Genomic DNA, 17,445 nt, shown 5'->3' with positions numbered 1-17,445 from the left:
TGCCTTTCTAGCCTCACGGGACCAGGTTAAAGGGATTGCTCATTCATATTTTGTTTAGGATATCACGATAGGAGCAGAAGGTCAAGCCCATATTTCCAGAATCGGAAGCAAAAAAACCAAAGCAAACATAAATAGGTTGATTAAATTTTAACAAGAACCCCATTTGGGGGATACTTCTGCTAAGATAGTCATAAGTATCAACCTGTGGAAACAATAGGAGTGTGAAAGGAGCCAAAGATGAACTCTTTTTTAAAACGTAAAAACCTTGTATTTTCTCTGAAGCGTTATGGGATCGAAGCCATGGGAGCCATGGCACTTGGTCTCTTCGCCTCCTTGATTGTGGGACTGATTCTTCAGGTGTTGGGAGAACAGTTGGGCATGGATCTTTTAGAAGAAATGGGAAGCATGGCTATGAGTATGGCTGGGCCAGCCATCGGCGTGGCGGTGGCCTTTGGCCTCAAGGCACCAGCGTTGGTAATGTTTACCTCTACGGTGACGGGCATGGCTGGGTATCAGATGGGAGGACCAGCCGGGTGCTTTGTGGCAGCAGTGATTGGGGCGGAATGTGGCAAATTAGTATCAGGTGAAACCAAAGTGGATATTGTGCTGACACCAGTAACAACCATGATCACTGGTGTATTAACTGGCATGTTTATTGGACCCATCATCGGTGGTTTTATGATACAACTTGGTGGACTTATTATGGCGATCACAGAAATGCATCCACTTCCTATGGGTCTGTTGATAGCCGTTATTGTAGGCATGTCCCTGACCTTACCTATTTCTAGTGCCGCCCTTTGTATTATGCTGGAACTCAGTGGGATTGCAGCAGGAGCTGCCACCGTAGGTTGCTGCTGCCAAATGATGGGATTTGCAGTTACAAGCTATGAAGATAATGGATGGGGTGGTCTTTTGTCTCAGGGATTGGGCACGTCTATGCTCCAGATACCTAATATTCTTCGAAATCCCCTTATCTGGATTCCTCCTACCTTGGCAGCCGCCATCCTTGGCCCCTTGGCTACCACCATTCTTCCCATGGAGAACGTGGCCACTGGTGCTGGTATGGGGACCAGTGGATTGGTGGGGCAGTTTGGTACCATTGAAGCCATGGGCATGAGCAGCCAGGTATGGATAAAAATGGGTCTGCTTCATTTACTGCTTCCAGTATTGGTATCTTATTTAATGTATAGGTTTATGCGAAGCAAAGGATGGATTAAGGCAGGGGATATGAAACTGCCGGCACAAGGCAAATGATTCCTGAGCACTAGCTGGCTTGAGATCCGATAAAGACAAGGGATTTAGGGTAGAAAACAATTGGAGAGCCAATACTGATTTGAAATATAACCTACTGAAGGAGCTGTGAGTTACTATGGTGATTGGGATCCCCAGGGCTTTTTTGTATCATCGATACCAACATTTATGGAAAACATTTTTTGAAGAACTAGATATTGAATATATTGTGAGTCCAGAAACCACAAGTGAAATCCTGGAAGAGGGAAATACCTATGGGATTGATGAAGCCTGTCTTTCTTCTAAAATTTATCTTGGTCATGTGGCGTGGCTCATTCATCGCTGCGATATGATCCTAATTCCAAGGATTGCCAATTATGGCAGTGATGGAACCGTCTGCACGAAATTTAGGGCACTTTATGATTTGGTGCACAATACCTTCAGAAGTGATTCCCTTCAGCTACTAGATTATAATCTGGATTTTAAAAATGCAGATGCAGAGTTTAGAGGCTTCGTAAAGATGGGGAAGAGACTTGGAAAAAAACGGTCTTCCAGCATGAGAGCCTACCTTATTGCCAGACAAACTCAGAAATCCGTTGAAATTATGGAGACAAAAAAACAGGAAGAGCAGCTTAGGGCTTCTGGTATTAAAATTCTTTTGGTGGCACATCGATATAATATCGATGATCATTATATTGGAACGCCTATTCTTTACTACCTAAGGGAATTGGGGGTGATCCCTTTGATGGCGGAAGCAGCAAATCGAAAAGAAGCCATTGCAGAGTCCAAAAAAGTATCCGAAACATTGCCTTGGGCTTTTAATAAAGAATTGGTGGGAGCGGTTTCCTTGTATCAAGATAGAGTGGACGGAGTCATCTTGGTCAGTTCTTTTCCCTGTGGTCCAGACTCCTTAGTGAACGAGATGGTTAGCCGTCGTTTTCCAGACCTTCCGATGCTTCATTTAACCTTGGATGGCCAAGAAGGCAGTGCTGGTATGGAAACCCGACTAGAGAGCTTTGTGGATATTATTAACTTCAAGAGAGGTGAAACCTATGTCTAACCACCGAATCAGCTTTCCTCATATTGGAAACTATTGGGCACCTTTAAAATATCTTTTTACGGAAGGCATGGGAATGGACTATGTCCTTCCGCCAGCCATCACCAAAAAAACACTGGAAATTGGAAGTCAGCATAGCCCAGATTATGTCTGCACCCCTTTTAAATATAACCTGGGGAATTACATCGAAACCATTGAAGCAGGCGCCAATACTTTGGTGCAAACCGGAGGGGTTTGTCGATTAGGCTATTATGGAGAACTACATGAGCAGATTCTTCGGGATTTAGGCTATGACGTAGAATTTATTAATACAGCAAAAGCCAGTTTTCCAAAACCACTAACCATGTATCAATTGTTTAAAGATATTAACCCAGAAATGACCATGAAGCAAATCGGGAAAGTAGTGCCAGTGTTTTTAAAAATGTTGGAATATACGGATGAAATGGAAGATTATATACGAAAAAATAGTGGATTTGAAGAGGAAGAAGGGTCCCTACAAGCCATCTATGAAAAATACCTGGATGAATTACAACGGGTTGAAGGCAAACGTCAGCTAAAGGCGTTGTTTAATGCCTGCAAAAAAGAATTTAAACAAGTAGAGCTAAAAAAACCCCATAAACCATACCGAGTAGGTATTGTAGGCGAATACTACACCATTATGGAGCCCTTCAGCAACCATTTTATTGAAAAAGAACTGGCAAAAATGGGGATTGTCGTGGATCGGTGGATGAATATCACCAATTCTGTCATTCACCCACCAGAAAAAGAAGTAAAAGAGCGTATAAAACCCTATGTGAAATATGATATGGGGGCAACGGCTATGTATACCATTCATAAAGCCCTAGACTTTGCTAAAAAAAGATACGATGGCATTATCCATGTGAAATCCTTTGGATGTACGCCAGAGATGGACGCCATTCCTGTGTTGCAAAACATCAGCGAAGACTATAAAATTCCTATTCTGTATTTTAGTTTTGATACGCAAACTAGCGATACAGGGATACAGACACGCCTAGAAGCATTTTACGATATGATTGTTATGAGAAATGAGGTGGAGAGATGAAAAAAGCATATTTAGGCATAGACATAGGATCCATTTCTACCAAAGCCGTGGTGATCAATGAAGACCGACAGATAGTGGCACAAGCCTATTTGATGACAGAATGTAAACCCATAGAAACCGTGACGAAACTACTGGATAACTTGAAAAGTCAGATGGAAGAACAGGCCTATGAAGTGGTGACCGTTGGGACTACTGGGAGCGCTCGAAAACTGATTGGCGCCATGACGGAGGCAGCTGTGGTGAAGAACGAGATAACGGCACATGCCATTGGAACCACCTCTTTGTATCCAGAAGTTCGGACTATTTTTGAGATAGGCGGACAAGATTCTAAAATTATTCTCATTGAAAATGGGATGGTGGTAGATTATGCCATGAACACCTTGTGTGCCGCTGGTACCGGCTCCTTTTTAGCCAGTCAGGCCCACCGCATTGGCGTAGAAGTAGAGGATTTTGGTAAATTGGCCTTAACATCTTCTCAACCCACACGATTAGCAGCTCGATGTACGGTATTTGCCGAATCTGACTTGGTTCATAAAGCACAGATGGGACATCAGACAGAAGATATTATTGCTGGATTATGCCATTCCGTGGTACGCAATTATTTAAACAATGTTGGAAAAGGGAAAAAAATTCTTCCGCCTATTGTGTTTCAGGGAGGAGTCAGCAAAAATCAAGGAGTGATCAAAGCCTTTGAGGAAATAACCGGCCATAAAATATTAGTGGATAAAAACGGCCACTTGACTGGTGCTTTAGGCACGGCTATTCTGGCCCAGAAATCTAAAGAGGAAAAGCCCTTTAGCTTTGCCATTACAGAAATGAATTTTACAACCAAGGGAGTAGATTGCGACAAGTGTGCCAATAGCTGTGAAATCATGTGTGTGTATCGAGACCATGAATTAATCGATGCATGGGGAAACAAGTGCGAAAAAGGATCTATTAAGACATCCTGACATCCTGACATCTTGGAGTTTCTTCTTGGGACTTTGGAAGCGATCTAATCATCAATCATTAGAATAGATGCATTAAATGGACGGTAGAGTGAATCCATTTGGTATAATAAAATACAAATCAGTTTTCACTCTAAAGGAGGCATTGCGGTGGAGTTTATGGGAAGGTTTTATAAACGCAACACCATTGCTGGTAAAATAGTCCTTTGTGTTTCCATAAGTTTAGTGGTGGTCATGTCTCTTTATATGCTCATCACCATGGGAAATGAGTACCGAAACAACCTAAAGGCCTTAGAAGAAAAGGTGGCTTTTTTATCAAAAGTAGCTTCTATTTCATTAAGCAATCCGGTTTGGAATTACAACGACGAAGCCATTGAGTCCGCAGTTGAAGCTTTATTTCAAGATCGGGAAGTTGGGAGTTTGGTAGTTCGGGACTATGCAACAGACGAGGTTTTGGTTTCAAATTCTCCAAGGGATTCTGATGAAATGGTCTATGCAACAAAAGAGATCTTTCACAATGAGGAAGCAATAGGGAGTCTCCAGCTAGGGTTAACAACCCAGTACATAAAAGCAGAGCTTGCTGCCCATGTAGTGGGAGGGGTGGTTCAGATAGTCATTCTTATGGCGGTGTTGATGATGGTGGTCACGTTTATTTCCAAGCACATTACCAAACCACTGGGCCAACTGACTCTGGTAGCCGAGGCCTTATCCGATGGAGACCTGGATGTAAGAGCATCTGTTACTGCCAATGATGAAGTGGGCGAGTTATCCAAAGGATTTAACCTAATGGCGGATACCTTACAGAAAAAAATTAAAGAGTTGACGGATACGTCACTGGAACTAGAAGAATCCATAGATAAAATTAGAGAATTAACCTATTTCGACAGCGTTACGGACCTACCAAATCACCGGGCCCTTTATCAGCATTTTATCCACTTAACATCAGAAAAAAGAAGGATAGATCAGGAAGAAGGATTGTTTATTGTGGTAGTGGAAGCTGGAGGCGTTCGTAATATTAATGAGAATTATGGTTACCAGAAGGGAAATCAGCTTTTACGAGGAGCTGCCCGTCGGATGAATTCTTTCGGCATGGAAGAGACAAGGGTATATCGTGGCACGAGCAATGATTTGGTGATGTGCACCAGGTCTTTCAAAAATAAAGAAGCGATAGAAGGGTTTATGAAAGAATTGATTGCGGAGATGAATCGACCTTATGAAATGGATGGGCAGTTTTTCGTTTTGAATTTTTCAGTAGGAATTAGCTCCTATCCAGCCCATGGGAAAGAATTAGATAGTCTTTTGAAAAACGCAGGTTTTGCGAAAAACATTGTTCGAGAGCGGAAAAATACTGGTGTATTGGTATACGATGATGCGGTTCGCAAAGAAAAAATGGCAGAAACTGAAATGGAAGAAGAATTGCTGGAAGCCCTGGAAAAAGAAGAGTTGTATTTGGAATATCAACCGATTATAGAAATGAGTACAGGTGCTATTCGTGGAATGGAAGCCTTGGCTAGGTGGAAACATCCCCAAAAGGGCTTTATACCACCGGATCGATTTATACCACTGGCAGAAAAAACAGGTCTTATTCATCCCTTGGGCAAGTGGGTAATCAAAGAAGCCCTTAGTCAACAGGCTGCGTGGAAAGATCATGGATATCCCAATAAAACCATATCCATTAATGTATCCATGGAACAGTTTGAAGCGAAGGATTTTTTACGCACGATGGAGCAGCAATTGAAAGATAGTGGAGTTGAAGCCCAAGAGGTAGAATTGGAGTTGACGGAAAGTGCGGTGATTCACAAGGTTCAAGAGAGTGTTGCTAAGTTGAACGCTCTTCGGGAAATGGGGATTCGGATTGCCATCGATGATTTTGGCACTGGTTATTCGTCTTTGAGTTATCTAGTAAAACTACCCATCGACACCATTAAGATTGATCGTTCCTTTGTAATGAATGCAGAAAAAAATCACCATGCCAAAAGCATTGCTACAGCCATTATCGCAATGGCTAAATCCCTTAAACTCCATATGGTGGCAGAAGGAATCGAAACCAGAGAGCAGCTGGAATTCCTTCAACAGGAAGGGTGCCACTGGGGCCAGGGGTATTTCTTCAGTCGTCCATTAGGGGCTCATCAGGTGCAAGTCTTGCTACAGGGGGGGGAAATCTTTTCCATAAGGGCGTAACTCGGACAAGATCTTGTCGTAGGTGCCATTGGCTTTAATTTCAGCCAGTCCCTTATTAAAAGCGGTGATCATTTCCTGATGGCGGGGGTTTTCGAAACTGGACACAAGGTATAAAGGGTTGGTGGAAAGCGGTTCTTGAAGGAATTCAAGTTCCGCTATTAACTCCGGTGCTTCCTGCCATAGGGAATAGCTAGCCACGAGGCTGTCTTCCACTACTAAATCGATACGGTGGTTTTTTAGCATTTTAAGATTGGCGAGGAAGGAGCAGTTTTCGTGTCTTTCAAAGTGAGTGGCTTGAATAAAAGCATCGGTGTAGCCGTAATCGATGACAGTGCCAATGGTTTTGCCACGCAAACTGTCGATGCCGGTATATTCAAAATCTTTTCCTTTTAGCATGATAAACTTTAACTGGCTATGAAGGATCGCATCTGAAAACAGCACTTTTTCTGCACGCTCTTGGGTATACCAAGTTTGTGGTACAACATCAATGTCTCCGCTGAGCATATGGACCCAAGCTCTAGACCAAGGCATAAATTCATGCTGGAGGGTATACCCTTGGCTTTCAAAAGCCGCCTTCACAAGATGGATAACAACTCCTTGTTCTGGATGATCTGGGTCAGCAAAAGGTGCCCATGGATCGCTGGCAGACGTAATAATTTTATTTGAATGGGGTTGAGTCTCTTCCTTGGGGATAGGCTCATTTTTATGTTCTTCTTTTGGTTGGTTGCTAGCACAGGAAGACACCAACAGGGAGAGGATAAGCAATAGCACCAACAAGAAAGACTTTTTTTTACGCATGGCTTCATCCCTTTCTTTTGTAAACTGTGGTTTCTAGGTATTAAGGCTTAAGAAGGATACTTGCTGAAGGCCTTTTTGACTTTAGGCGTAGCAAACAACCGATTCCAACCATGGTGGAGAGGCCGAAAAATAAATAGATCCCTAGAACGTCAAAATAATCTAGGAGGACACCACCGGCCATTTGGCAAGCAATACCCCCTAAGCCTATTCCGGCGGAGGCATAAATGGTCATGGCGGTTATTCTTAAGGAGGGCAAGGATATTTCTGCTACGTACTGAGCAGCTGTTACAATGTAAAGGCCTACGGAGAGGCCTTGGAGAACAAAGAAGACCAGCATTAGCACTGGAGCAGGGCCTCGGCTGTACCAAAACCATCGGATCATAGAAACGGTGGCTGCGAGGATAAGGGTGTTTTCAATACCGAATTTTTTAATAATTCGATTCGAAAGTTTCATAAAGGGTGCTTCGCTTCCGGCAAACAGAAGAAAGGCCAAACCGATGCCGGCTAAGGAGCCGCCACTATAGCGAAAGAGCAGACTAAAGTAATTGTTGTTGGCCACGACAGGGCCAAAAGTAAAAAAAGTGCCTAGTAGAATCCATCGATACTCAGGAATTTTAAGGAGATCCTTCAGGCCGCCTAAAATATTGGCTTTGATGCTTTCGTCTACGGTAAAAGTAGGGCGAAAAAAGAGGGCAGGGATCAGGTAGGCTAAGAAATAGAAAACAAAGATCACCCTCAAACCTACATATTCGCTGACATTACTCACAATAAAAACCGCCATAGCAAAACCGATGGCGCCATATTGACGTAAAGCTCCAAAGTCGGACCCCAGCTTATTAGAAGCATTGATGGCTAAGGTATCGGATATGGGAGCGTTAGCACCCTGAAAAAAATGCATCAAGCAATAGAAGATTAAAAAAGCATAAAAAGACTGAATGCCAGCTAGAAGCAATGCCAGGATTCCAGCGGCTAAGAGGGTAAACTTCAGGACGGTTACGGTTTTTCGGGTTTTATCGCATACAATACCCCAGAATGGTTGGGAAAAAATAAGAACCAAAGAACCGGCAGCCATAACGACTCCAGTTTGAGTTCCAGAAAAACCAATGGTCTCCAAGTGTAACACCAGCAAAGAAGTTAATGCTCCAAGTCCAAAGTAGATGGATGTGTATAAGAGGATGAATTGTTTCTGTATGCCCATCACTTCCCTTCTAACGGTATTATACTTCTTTTTTCTCAAGAGGTACAGCCTCTTACAAAGGGCTTCTTGGACACTAAAGGAAAAGGGTCGAAAGTCCTTGAAAAATAGATCGCCAATCCTGTGTGGGAGAAGTTGACCTGAAATAAAGTGAAGATCAAAATAGTGGTAGCCTAATGAATTGATGGTCCAAAAGTATAAGACTGGAGTATGAGTATTAAGATTATCGATGGGAAAATGAAATTCCATTGATAAAAGCTATTGTACTTATGAAATTCCCATCTCTATAATAAGGAGTGAAATGCATCTTTAGGAGCATTGTTGATGTAAACTAACTTGAAAGAGGAGGACTTAACAATGAAAAAGGCTTTACAGATCATGCTTATTTTAGCATTGCTCGTTTCCCTTGTTGCTTGTGGTGGGGATAGTGGGGAAGAAGAAGTAATGGGTCACGAAGAAGTGGAAGAAGCAAAGGTGGAAGAGGAGCAGGATCAAGATCGACCCTTTGAAGGCACCGTATTAGAACTATCTGTGGCTTATGGGGGTGCAGAGGGGTCTTTTGACGGCTTTACAGAAGAAACAGGCATAGAAATTGAGTGGGTAAGTGTATCCACGGGAGCAAAGCTTTCCCAGCTTCAGGCTGAAGAGGGAGAGACCACAACGGATATCTGGTTTGGCGGTGGAGTAGACAGTTATTTTGCTGCACGGGACTTAGGGTATCTTTATCAGTATGAATCTCCAGAGTTTGCCAATATTGATGATAAGTATCTGGATCCTGAGGGGTATTTCGGGGCATTATCGCTGGTTCCCTTCGGCTTTATTGTGAATGAAGAATTAATAGAAGACTTGGGTCTTGATATGCCTGAAAAATGGGAAGATCTGATGGATCCTCAATACAGCGGAGAAATTATTATGGCAGATCCAAGTATTTCAGGAGGTCAATACGCAATTCTCAGTAGTTTGATCCAGGTTATGGGTGAAGAAGAGGCTTGGGAATTCTGGGAAGCCGTCAATGAAAATGTTGATTTTTATGCCCAAAGTGGTGGAGAGCCACAACAAAAAGTAGCAGCTGGTGAGTTTGCCATAGGGCTTACAGCGATTCATGGCCAAACATTTGGACTAATGGAAACCGCACCTGTTGTAGGGGTATTTCCGGCAGAGCATATTCCATGGATACCAGCACCAATCGCCATTTTTGAGCACTCAGAAAACAAAGAAGCAGCAAAGGTATTGGTGGACTGGTATCTATCAGAGTATGGACAGGAACAGTTGATGGAGGCGGATGCTCGTATTATGGCAAATGGGAAGGTAGCACCTCCCGTAGAAATGGATACCTTAAGCATGGATCAGTTAATTGATTTTGACTTAGAAAGAATGGGAAGAGAAAGAGAAGAGATTCTTGGGAAATGGAAGCGTGTTATCGGTGAATAAGGGTTTTTTAAAGGAAAGAGAAGCGAAGACTTCTCTTTCCTTTAGCTTATGGATAGATAAATTCCTGATGCTGGTCATCGCCGTATCTTTATTGCTCTTCATTTTATATCCAGTGGTGGGGGTTATTCTCAGAAGTCTGACGAAGGATGGTTCCTGGTCTTTGTACCATTATCGGAGTCTTGTAAGCATGAGTAACCTCATCTTGATACGGAATAGTGTCTTTGTGGCATCCTTTTCTTCATTCAATGCAACCTTGCTGGCTTTTTGTATAGGCGTCTTCGCTCATTTTAAAACACGGAGCCTAAGGAATACCATCTATCGAAGTCTTATGATGACGATGATTTCTCCGCCTTTTATTTCTGCCATCGCCCTGTTAACTCTTTTTGGTCGTAGAGGATTAATTAGCTATGGGATTTTTGGTGCGACGCTAAATCCCTATGGCTGGCATGGAATTGTTCTTTTGCAAAGTCTAAGTGGGGTTTCACTCTCAGCCATCATGATGATGACCGGCCTGGGACAAATGGATAGCCGGCTATTTTCTGCTTCTTTGGATTTGGGGGCCAACCCTTGGGACACCTTAAAAGAAGTGGTACTTCCCTCTATGTTTCCAACGATCCTTTCCGTCTTGTTTTTGCAATTCACCATGAACATATCAGATTTTACAACTCCGATTATCATAGGTGGTCGTTACCGAGTCTTAGCCACGGAAGCTTATCTGAGGGTGTATGCACAAGCAAATTTAAACGGTGCAGCAGCCATGGCCGTACTTTTACTTCCGCCTGCAATGGTGGCCTTTTACTTTTATCGAAGGAATATGAAAAAAATCAACACCGTATCAGAACGGGCGAAAATGGTGGAGATGGATTCTTTAGGTTTTTCGCTACCCAAAGGAGTGGAGTATTTCACAGGGGCGTTGACAGTAGGTTTTTTTCTGATCAATGCGGTGCAATATGGGAATATTTTTCTTACGGCACTTTCCAGAAATGTATCTGGAAGCTTGGTCTTCACCCTAGATCATTTTGGGGTGTTTCAAAGCAGACATGTGGACGCATTAGTAAGAACCATTTATATGTCCGGAGTGGCGGCGTTTATATCAACCGTAATCGGAATATTATTGTCATATTATCATCGAAGACGAAACATCAAGGGATTTGGAGTATTGGAATTTATTGGATCCCTTCCGTACATCATTCCAGGAATATTTTTTGGTTTGGCTTATATAGTGGTCTTTCATAGAGGCCCCATGGCATTGACAGGCACCCTGACAATTCTGATTCTAAACTGTGGCTTTCGTCATATATCCGTAGGAAATAAAGCGGCCAACGCTGCATTTGAAAATATGGATCACAAAATCGAATGGGCTTCTTACGATCTAGGGGCATCCAAAATACCGTCCCTATGGACCATTACTTTTCCGATGCTTCGATCCACATCTCTGGTAAGCTTTATCAATGGATTTACCGCCTCAATGACAACAGTGGGTCCTTTATTACTGCTTGTATCCCCTCGAAATCTTGTGACGAGTGTTCTGATGTTTAATGAAATTAATAGCGGCAGATACGGTCAGGGTGCTGTGATGGGAAGCGCTTTAATTGTCATTACTTTTAGTCTGAATCTCCTTGCCATGAAATTATTAGGGGGAGAAAGGGGGAAATAGGGATGGTTTTGGAGATGAAAAATCTCACAAAGAGGTATGAACAAGACAAAGGCGTTACAGATTTTTCATTGAAGATAGAAAAAGGGGAATTTATTACGCTTTTGGGCCCTTCTGGCTGCGGGAAAACCACCACCTTAAATCTAATCGGTGGATTCATCATGGCCGATGGGGGACAGATTTTCATGAATGACCAAGAAATAAGCCATCTGCCTCCTGAAAAACGTCCAGTTTCCACTGTTTTTCAAAACTATGCCCTATTCCCGCATCTGACGGTGCTGGAAAACATTGCGTATGGAATTCGGTTTTATAATAAAATTAATAAAAAGCAGGCCTTAGGACATGCAAAAGACTTTGTGGACTTGGTAGGCCTTGGTGGATATGAGAAAAGTTCCATAGGGAATTTAAGTGGAGGGCAGCAACAGAGAGTAGCCCTTGCCCGCTCCATTGCTACGGGGGCAGAGGTCCTTTTATTGGATGAACCCTTAAGCAATCTGGATGCCGCATTGCGTGGACGATTGAGGGGTGAGTTAAAGGAACTGCAACGGAAAACTGGCGTCACGATGATTTTCGTTACCCACGATCAAGGAGAGGCTTTAAGTTTATCAGACCGAATCGTAGTAATGGATCAGGGTAAAATAGAGCAGGTTGGAAGTCCCAGTGAGATCTACGATTATCCTGGAAATGCTTATGTGGCTAATTTTGTGGGAAAAACCAATTGCATGTATAATCATAAGGGGGAGGAATACTTTATCCGCCCTGAAGAAGTGAAGCTAGTAAAAAGTGTTACAGGAAGCTATGTGATTCAGGAAAAAATGTTTCTGGGACATCAAACGGAAGTAATTCTATGGGATGGAGAGCAGAAAATCGAAGCACTACTCCTTGGGAAAGAAGGCCGAAAATATAAGCTGAATGAACGAGTTGATATTCGAGTAACTTCAGAAGATAAGATGTTTATAAAGGGGAGAAAAGATTAGAATAACGGCTTTTGGTTTATCAACTCCTTGGGGTGGTATATAATACACATATGCAAGGGAGGAAGGCCTTTTAAAATTCCTGACTACATAGAATAAGGAGTGGTGATCTTGGATAAAGCAACCATGCATCGTTATGAAACCTGGAGAAATAACCCCTATTTTGATGAAGAGACTCGGAAAGAACTCTCGGCCATAGCCGGGGACGAAAAAGAAATTGAAGACCGTTTTTATCAAGAACTTACTTTTGGAACCGGAGGTCTTCGTGGCGTTCTAGGGGCAGGAACCAATCGGATGAATGTGTATATGATTCGAAAAGCCACCCAGGGACTGGCGGACTATATTCATACCCATGGGCTGAAAGCCGTAGCCCAAGGAGTGGTCATTGCCCATGATTGCAGACATTTTTCCAGGGAGTTTACCCTGGAGGCCGCTTCCGTATTAAACGCCAATGGAATCAAAGTGTATATTTTTGATGACTTGCGTCCCACGCCAGAGTTATCCTTCGCCCTTCGGGAAGTGGGGGCCATAGCAGGCATTGTGGTGACGGCTAGTCATAACCCACCAGAATACAATGGCTTTAAAGTGTATTGGGAGGATGGGGCCCAGGTGGCTACGGAAACCGCAGAAGCTATTATGGCGGCCATTGGAAAAGTAGAGGACATGAGCCAGATTCCTACCTTGACGCAAAAGAAGGCCCAAGAGAAAAACTTATTAGAGATTTTGGGGGACGAGATGGATCAAGGGTATATCGAAGCCGTATTGAGTCAGAGTTTAAGACCAGATGCTATTCAAAGGATGGCAGATCGTTTTAAGGTGGTGTACACACCACTTCATGGGACGGGGACGTATTTAGTGCCGGAAGTCCTTAGAAGAGCAGGCTTTAAGCAGGTAATATCCCAACCAGAGCAATCCAAGCCAGATCCTAATTTTACAACGGTGAAATCCCCTAATCCAGAAGAAAAAGAGGCTTTTAAATGGGCCATAGAACTGGCGAAAAAAGAAAAAGCAGATTTGATTATGGGAACAGACCCAGACGGGGATCGGATAGGAGTCCTTGTTCAAAATAAAGAAGGAAACTACGTTGTCTTAACAGGGAATCAGACAGGAGCCCTGATGGTAGAATACCTTCTTCGAAGGAGAAAAGAGTTGGAAACACTTCCATCCAACAGCTTGATTATAAAGACCATTGTGACCAGTGAAATGGGAGCTAAAATTGCAGAAGCCTATGATGTAGCCGTGGAAAACACCCTTACAGGGTTTAAGTATATTGGGGATCGGATCAAGCATTACGAGGAAACCGGCGAAAAAGAGTTTCTCATGGGATATGAAGAAAGCTACGGATATTTGGTGGGAACCCATGCCAGAGATAAGGATGCAGTGGTAGCGGCCCTTGTAATTGCAGAAATGGCAGCGGTGTATGCTTTGGAAGGAATCAGTCTTTACGAGGCGTTGCTAAAACTCTATGAAACCTATGGGACCTATCGGGAAACCTTGACATCCATGGCGTTAAAAGGCAAAGAAGGCATGGATCGAATCCATGCGATTATGAACCATTTCCGGAAGTCTCCACCGAAGGATATGGCAGGTCATAGGGTGACAGCCTTAGAAGATTATAAAAATAAAGAAGGCTTTCCTTCTTCGAATGTGGTGAAACTCATAATAGGAGATATTGGATGGGTTTGTTTGAGGCCCTCTGGAACCGAGCCAAAACTAAAAATATACGCAGCGGCCCAAGGGGAAAATCCAGAAGCAGTAGATGAGGTATTGAGACAGTGGGTGGCACAAACGGAATCCATCATAGAGACAATATAGCAACTCTGCTTATATGACGAAATTATTTCAAATGAGTTACAATTTTGTAACAAAACCAGAAGGGTACGTCATTAATGGTAAAATAAAAAAGCCTTTTACTTTTTCTGAGTAAGAGGCTTTTTCTATAGAGAGGAAGAAATTAAGATGGATCAGGCATTTTTAAGGGTAGTAAGTCAGATTTTAGTGTTGTTTTTGATGATTTTTGTAGGCTTTGTGGCTCGTAAAACTTCGGTATTTGATCAGGAAAATGTGAAAGTGCTGAGTAGGATGTTGATGAACATATCCCTTCCAGCATTAATCATTGGTGCCATGCAGTTTCCCTTTGATGAAGAAGTTCTTGCGTCTAGCCTTCAAATCATCCTCATCTCCCTAGGAGCCTATAGTGGCATTATCGCTTTTTCCTTTGGCTATTATAAAGTCATCAAGGAGACGGAACAGCGCAAAGATGTGCTTCAGTTTTCCATTATTTTCTCGAACGTTACCTTTATGGGATTTCCAGTGGTCAATGTGCTTTACGGAGAAATGGGTGTGTTCTTTGCGGCTCTTTATAATATGCCCTTCAACCTAGTGTTGTTGACCTTAGGGGTAGCCATTATGTCAAGAAGCAGGAGGGATCAAACCAAGGCAGGTATGAGTATTCGTAAAGCCCTTATGAGTCCGGGCATTGTGGCATTGGTATTAGGGTTTTCCTTCTTTATTTTTTCCATTCGATTACCAGCTCCTGTTTCTCAAGCCGTTGACATGCTAGGAGCGACGACAACGCCATTGGCAATGATCGTGATTGGTGCTTTGTTAGGAGATGTTTCTCCGAGAAGCATTTTAGGAGATAAGAGCGTATACCTCCTGACGGTGACGAGGCTTGTTCTGATGCCCTTAATGGCCTATGGAATACTTCGGTCTCTAGGCGTGGAAGGGATGATGCTAGGAATTCCAGTGATTATTATTGGGATGCCCGTGGGAGCGGTTACAGGAGCTTTTGCCAACCTGTACGATTCCGATGAATATTTGGCTTCTAAAGCCGTTTTCATTACCACCTTATTATCCATGATTACAATCCCTATTTGGGCAAGTATTTTATAAACCTTTAAGAGGGACGAGTTAATAGCAGAAAGTGGAGAGCGGAAAGTGGAAAGCAGAAAGCAGAAAGCGGAAAGCGGAAAGCAGAAAGCAGAAAGTGGAAAGCAGAAAGCAGAAAGTGGAAAGCAGAAAGCAGAAAGTGGAAAGTGGAAAGTGGAAGGTAGGCCCTGATAATGGAGGGGTATGAGGAAAGGAAGGAGCCGTGAAATATGAAAAAATGGATGCTAATGATAGTAGTGGTAGTCTTACTGTTTCCATCCGCAGCAATACCAGTGTTTGGCCATCACCAGCCAACCCCAGAGGAAATAAATGAAATTATTGAAGAGGTGGCCTTGGAAAAACACATACCGCCGGTTATTTTGAAAGCCGTGGCTTGGAAAGAGAGTCGAAAAAATCAGTTCATGAACGGGGAACCTTTTGTTCATGCAGGGAACCAAGGAATTATGCAAATCAACAGGGTACATAACAGCCGTTTGGATAAAGACGCTTTGTTGCACGACGCTCGATATAATATTGAAGTGGGTGCAGATGTTCTGCTTGGCCGTTGGTTTTTGGAAGACATTGCTACGGTTGGTGATCGAGATCCAGATGTTTTGGAAAACTGGTATTTTGCTCTTTGGGGATACAATGGATGGTTAGGGCGAAACAATCCAGTGGATCACAATGGAGATACCTATCAGGACGGAATTTTTGAACTGATCCGTAGCCGATACAAGACGCCTGTTTCTAGCTTGGATTGGAGCCGGATTCCTGCAGGAGAGACGACGCCTAGGGGCTTCAATCTATCGAATCCAGATACGGTAAGTCGGGGTCACTTAAGGTTTCTGCAGCCGGGAGACCAAGTGGAAGCAGCACCAGAAGATTTGTGGTTATTAGAAGCCCCTGGGGAACCTCATTCTGGCTGGGCACCTGAAGGATCTGTACTAAGAGTTGACAGTAATCCTCGATTGGAAGACGGCGTTTATTGGTATAGGCTAGAGTCGCTTCAGAATGGAAGCCAAGGATGGGCTAGGGGCTTGGACCTTATCCCGATTAAAGTAGGGGAAGAAGAGAAAGCGGATGTTTTTAAAACCATGCACAAGGCTAAAGAAGAAGTGTTGTTGTTGGATCCACTCCAAGAACCCCTGGAACCTACCCATGGAGAAGAGCATCTAGAGGAGTCTGACACCCTGGAAGAAATTGTTTTTCAAGATATGATCGATCATCCAGCTCAAGAAGCAGTCGAGAGATTAAATGCTGCAGGTTTTGTGAGTGGCACTTCACCAAATCAATACGATCCAGATCGACCAGTAACGAGGCAGGAGTTGGTCCTTGTTTTTGGAAAAGCCTTGGATTTAGAAGAGGGATCTGTAGAATATATAGTAGAAGAAAAGCCTCAAGACTGGGAGGAAGTAAGCTCTTGGGCACAAGATTCCATGGCAATAGCTTTGGAGCATCGCATTATTACAGGCCATTCAGATGGAGGCATTCGTCCTAAGGATCATGCCACTCGAGAAGAGGGACTTGTAATGTTGGTAAAAGCCTTAGATCTAGAAATGGAAGAGGAGATAGAACCACTCTATAGAGATGCCCATGAAATTAGCCAATGGGCAGTCCCTGCCGTCAATGCCTTAGTGGAAAAGGAGGTTCTTGAACCCTCTGCGGAAATGGACTTGAGTCCAAATAGGAACCTAACAAGAGGGGAAATGGCAATTCTATTGGATCGGGTGCAACAGCAGGGTTTAATAGAACTAGAGATTGATTGAAAAGGGTTTTCATTTGCTGATTGACAGTATCAGGAATAAAATGATACAATTATAGATGTTCCAAACAGCTTGGACAAGACAATGAAATATGCTACCTTATAAAGAGTGATGGAGGGACGGGCCCGATGAAATCCGGCAACCATAGTAGATGAAAGTATGGTGCTAAATCCTGCAGAATGTGGATTCTGAGAGATGGGGAACCGAAAGCTAGTGCTTTGGTAAAACGTGAGGCCTCTTCTTGTGAAGAGGTCTTTTTAATTGAACTGTAAGAAGCGAGG

Annotated in this window: 14 protein-coding genes and 1 riboswitch; of the genes, 12 read left to right on the top strand and 2 right to left on the bottom strand. The window is 43.2% G+C overall.

Annotated elements, in window-relative coordinates:
• The first annotated feature begins 237 nt into the window (after positions 1-237).
• From ACZ47N_RS05005 to ACZ47N_RS04985, 5 genes are all read left to right on the top strand, one after another.
• Entirely contained in the window at positions 238-1,254 is a 1,017-nt protein-coding gene (locus ACZ47N_RS05005; protein ID WP_464888039.1) for a PTS sugar transporter subunit IIC, read from the top strand.
• A 115-nt stretch (positions 1,255-1,369) separates the two neighbouring features.
• Positions 1,370-2,290, top strand: a complete 921-nt coding sequence (locus ACZ47N_RS05000) for an acyl-CoA dehydratase activase-related protein (protein WP_464888038.1) — start codon at positions 1,370-1,372, stop codon at positions 2,288-2,290.
• Positions 2,283-3,350, top strand: coding sequence for a 2-hydroxyacyl-CoA dehydratase (locus ACZ47N_RS04995; protein WP_464888037.1), 1,068 nt, complete (start codon positions 2,283-2,285; stop codon positions 3,348-3,350). The genes ACZ47N_RS05000 and ACZ47N_RS04995 overlap by 8 nt, the downstream gene beginning before the upstream one ends.
• Positions 3,347-4,300, top strand: a complete 954-nt coding sequence (locus ACZ47N_RS04990; RefSeq protein ID WP_464888036.1) for an acyl-CoA dehydratase activase — start codon at positions 3,347-3,349, stop codon at positions 4,298-4,300. The genes ACZ47N_RS04995 and ACZ47N_RS04990 overlap by 4 nt, the downstream gene beginning before the upstream one ends.
• A 156-nt stretch (positions 4,301-4,456) precedes the next feature.
• Positions 4,457-6,478 (top strand): EAL domain-containing protein, encoded by a 2,022-nt coding sequence (locus ACZ47N_RS04985; protein WP_464888413.1) that lies wholly within the window; start codon positions 4,457-4,459, stop codon positions 6,476-6,478.
• Here ACZ47N_RS04985 and ACZ47N_RS04980 read toward each other — a convergent pair.
• On the bottom strand, positions 6,443-7,276 hold the full coding sequence (locus ACZ47N_RS04980) for a substrate-binding periplasmic protein (protein ID WP_464888035.1): 834 nt from the start codon (positions 7,274-7,276) through the stop codon (positions 6,443-6,445). The two genes, ACZ47N_RS04985 and ACZ47N_RS04980, sit on opposite strands and share 36 nt — an antisense overlap.
• A 40-nt stretch (positions 7,277-7,316) precedes the next feature.
• Complete coding sequence (locus tag ACZ47N_RS04975) at positions 7,317-8,513, bottom strand: MFS transporter (RefSeq protein WP_464888034.1); 1,197 nt, start codon at positions 8,511-8,513, stop codon at positions 7,317-7,319.
• A gap of 315 nt (positions 8,514-8,828) precedes the next feature.
• Between ACZ47N_RS04975 and ACZ47N_RS04970 the strand changes: the two genes are divergently transcribed.
• The 7 genes from ACZ47N_RS04970 (at position 8,829) to ACZ47N_RS04940 (ending at position 17,167) form a co-directional block, all read left to right on the top strand.
• Positions 8,829-9,902 carry an extracellular solute-binding protein gene (locus tag ACZ47N_RS04970; protein WP_464888033.1) on the top strand — a complete coding sequence of 358 codons (1,074 nt, stop codon included), beginning with the start codon at positions 8,829-8,831 and terminating at the stop codon, positions 9,900-9,902.
• 187 nt (positions 9,903-10,089) lie between these two features.
• Positions 10,090-11,559: an ABC transporter permease gene (locus ACZ47N_RS04965; RefSeq protein WP_464888032.1), complete on the top strand. Its 1,470-nt coding sequence runs from the start codon at positions 10,090-10,092 to the stop codon at positions 11,557-11,559.
• 14 nt (positions 11,560-11,573) lie between these two features.
• Positions 11,574-12,533: an ABC transporter ATP-binding protein gene (locus tag ACZ47N_RS04960; protein ID WP_464888031.1), complete on the top strand. Its 960-nt coding sequence runs from the start codon at positions 11,574-11,576 to the stop codon at positions 12,531-12,533.
• 108 nt (positions 12,534-12,641) lie between these two features.
• Entirely contained in the window at positions 12,642-14,345 is a 1,704-nt protein-coding gene (locus tag ACZ47N_RS04955; protein ID WP_464888030.1) for a phospho-sugar mutase, read from the top strand.
• A gap of 144 nt (positions 14,346-14,489) precedes the next feature.
• On the top strand, positions 14,490-15,425 hold the full coding sequence (locus tag ACZ47N_RS04950) for an AEC family transporter (protein WP_464888029.1): 936 nt from the start codon (positions 14,490-14,492) through the stop codon (positions 15,423-15,425).
• 45 nt (positions 15,426-15,470) lie between these two features.
• Positions 15,471-15,593 (top strand): hypothetical protein, encoded by a 123-nt coding sequence (locus ACZ47N_RS04945; protein WP_464888028.1) that lies wholly within the window; start codon positions 15,471-15,473, stop codon positions 15,591-15,593.
• A 38-nt stretch (positions 15,594-15,631) separates the two neighbouring features.
• Positions 15,632-17,167 (top strand): S-layer homology domain-containing protein, encoded by a 1,536-nt coding sequence (locus ACZ47N_RS04940; protein ID WP_464888027.1) that lies wholly within the window; start codon positions 15,632-15,634, stop codon positions 17,165-17,167.
• Between the two features lie 93 nt (positions 17,168-17,260).
• Positions 17,261-17,366: riboswitch (SAM riboswitch) on the top strand.
• The last annotated feature ends 79 nt before the right edge of the window (positions 17,367-17,445 follow it).

Source organism: Tindallia texcoconensis, from assembly GCF_055383815.1.
This window is presented reverse-complemented; position numbering and strand designations above follow the sequence as displayed.

Coding starts and splice junctions, on each gene's coding strand:
- ACZ47N_RS04995 (WP_464888037.1), top strand. CDS start 2,283: ATGTCTAACCACCGAATCAGCTTTCCTCATATTGGAAACTATTGGGCA.
- ACZ47N_RS04960 (WP_464888031.1), top strand. CDS start 11,574: ATGAAAAATCTCACAAAGAGGTATGAACAAGACAAAGGCGTTACAGAT.
- ACZ47N_RS04970 (WP_464888033.1), top strand. CDS start 8,829: ATGAAAAAGGCTTTACAGATCATGCTTATTTTAGCATTGCTCGTTTCC.
- ACZ47N_RS05005 (WP_464888039.1), top strand. CDS start 238: ATGAACTCTTTTTTAAAACGTAAAAACCTTGTATTTTCTCTGAAGCGT.
- ACZ47N_RS04980 (WP_464888035.1), bottom strand. CDS start 7,276: ATGCGTAAAAAAAAGTCTTTCTTGTTGGTGCTATTGCTTATCCTCTCC.
- ACZ47N_RS04940 (WP_464888027.1), top strand. CDS start 15,632: ATGAAAAAATGGATGCTAATGATAGTAGTGGTAGTCTTACTGTTTCCA.
- ACZ47N_RS05000 (WP_464888038.1), top strand. CDS start 1,370: ATGGTGATTGGGATCCCCAGGGCTTTTTTGTATCATCGATACCAACAT.
- ACZ47N_RS04965 (WP_464888032.1), top strand. CDS start 10,090: ATGAGTAACCTCATCTTGATACGGAATAGTGTCTTTGTGGCATCCTTT.
- ACZ47N_RS04950 (WP_464888029.1), top strand. CDS start 14,490: ATGGATCAGGCATTTTTAAGGGTAGTAAGTCAGATTTTAGTGTTGTTT.
- ACZ47N_RS04990 (WP_464888036.1), top strand. CDS start 3,347: ATGAAAAAAGCATATTTAGGCATAGACATAGGATCCATTTCTACCAAA.
- ACZ47N_RS04985 (WP_464888413.1), top strand. CDS start 4,457: ATGGGAAGGTTTTATAAACGCAACACCATTGCTGGTAAAATAGTCCTT.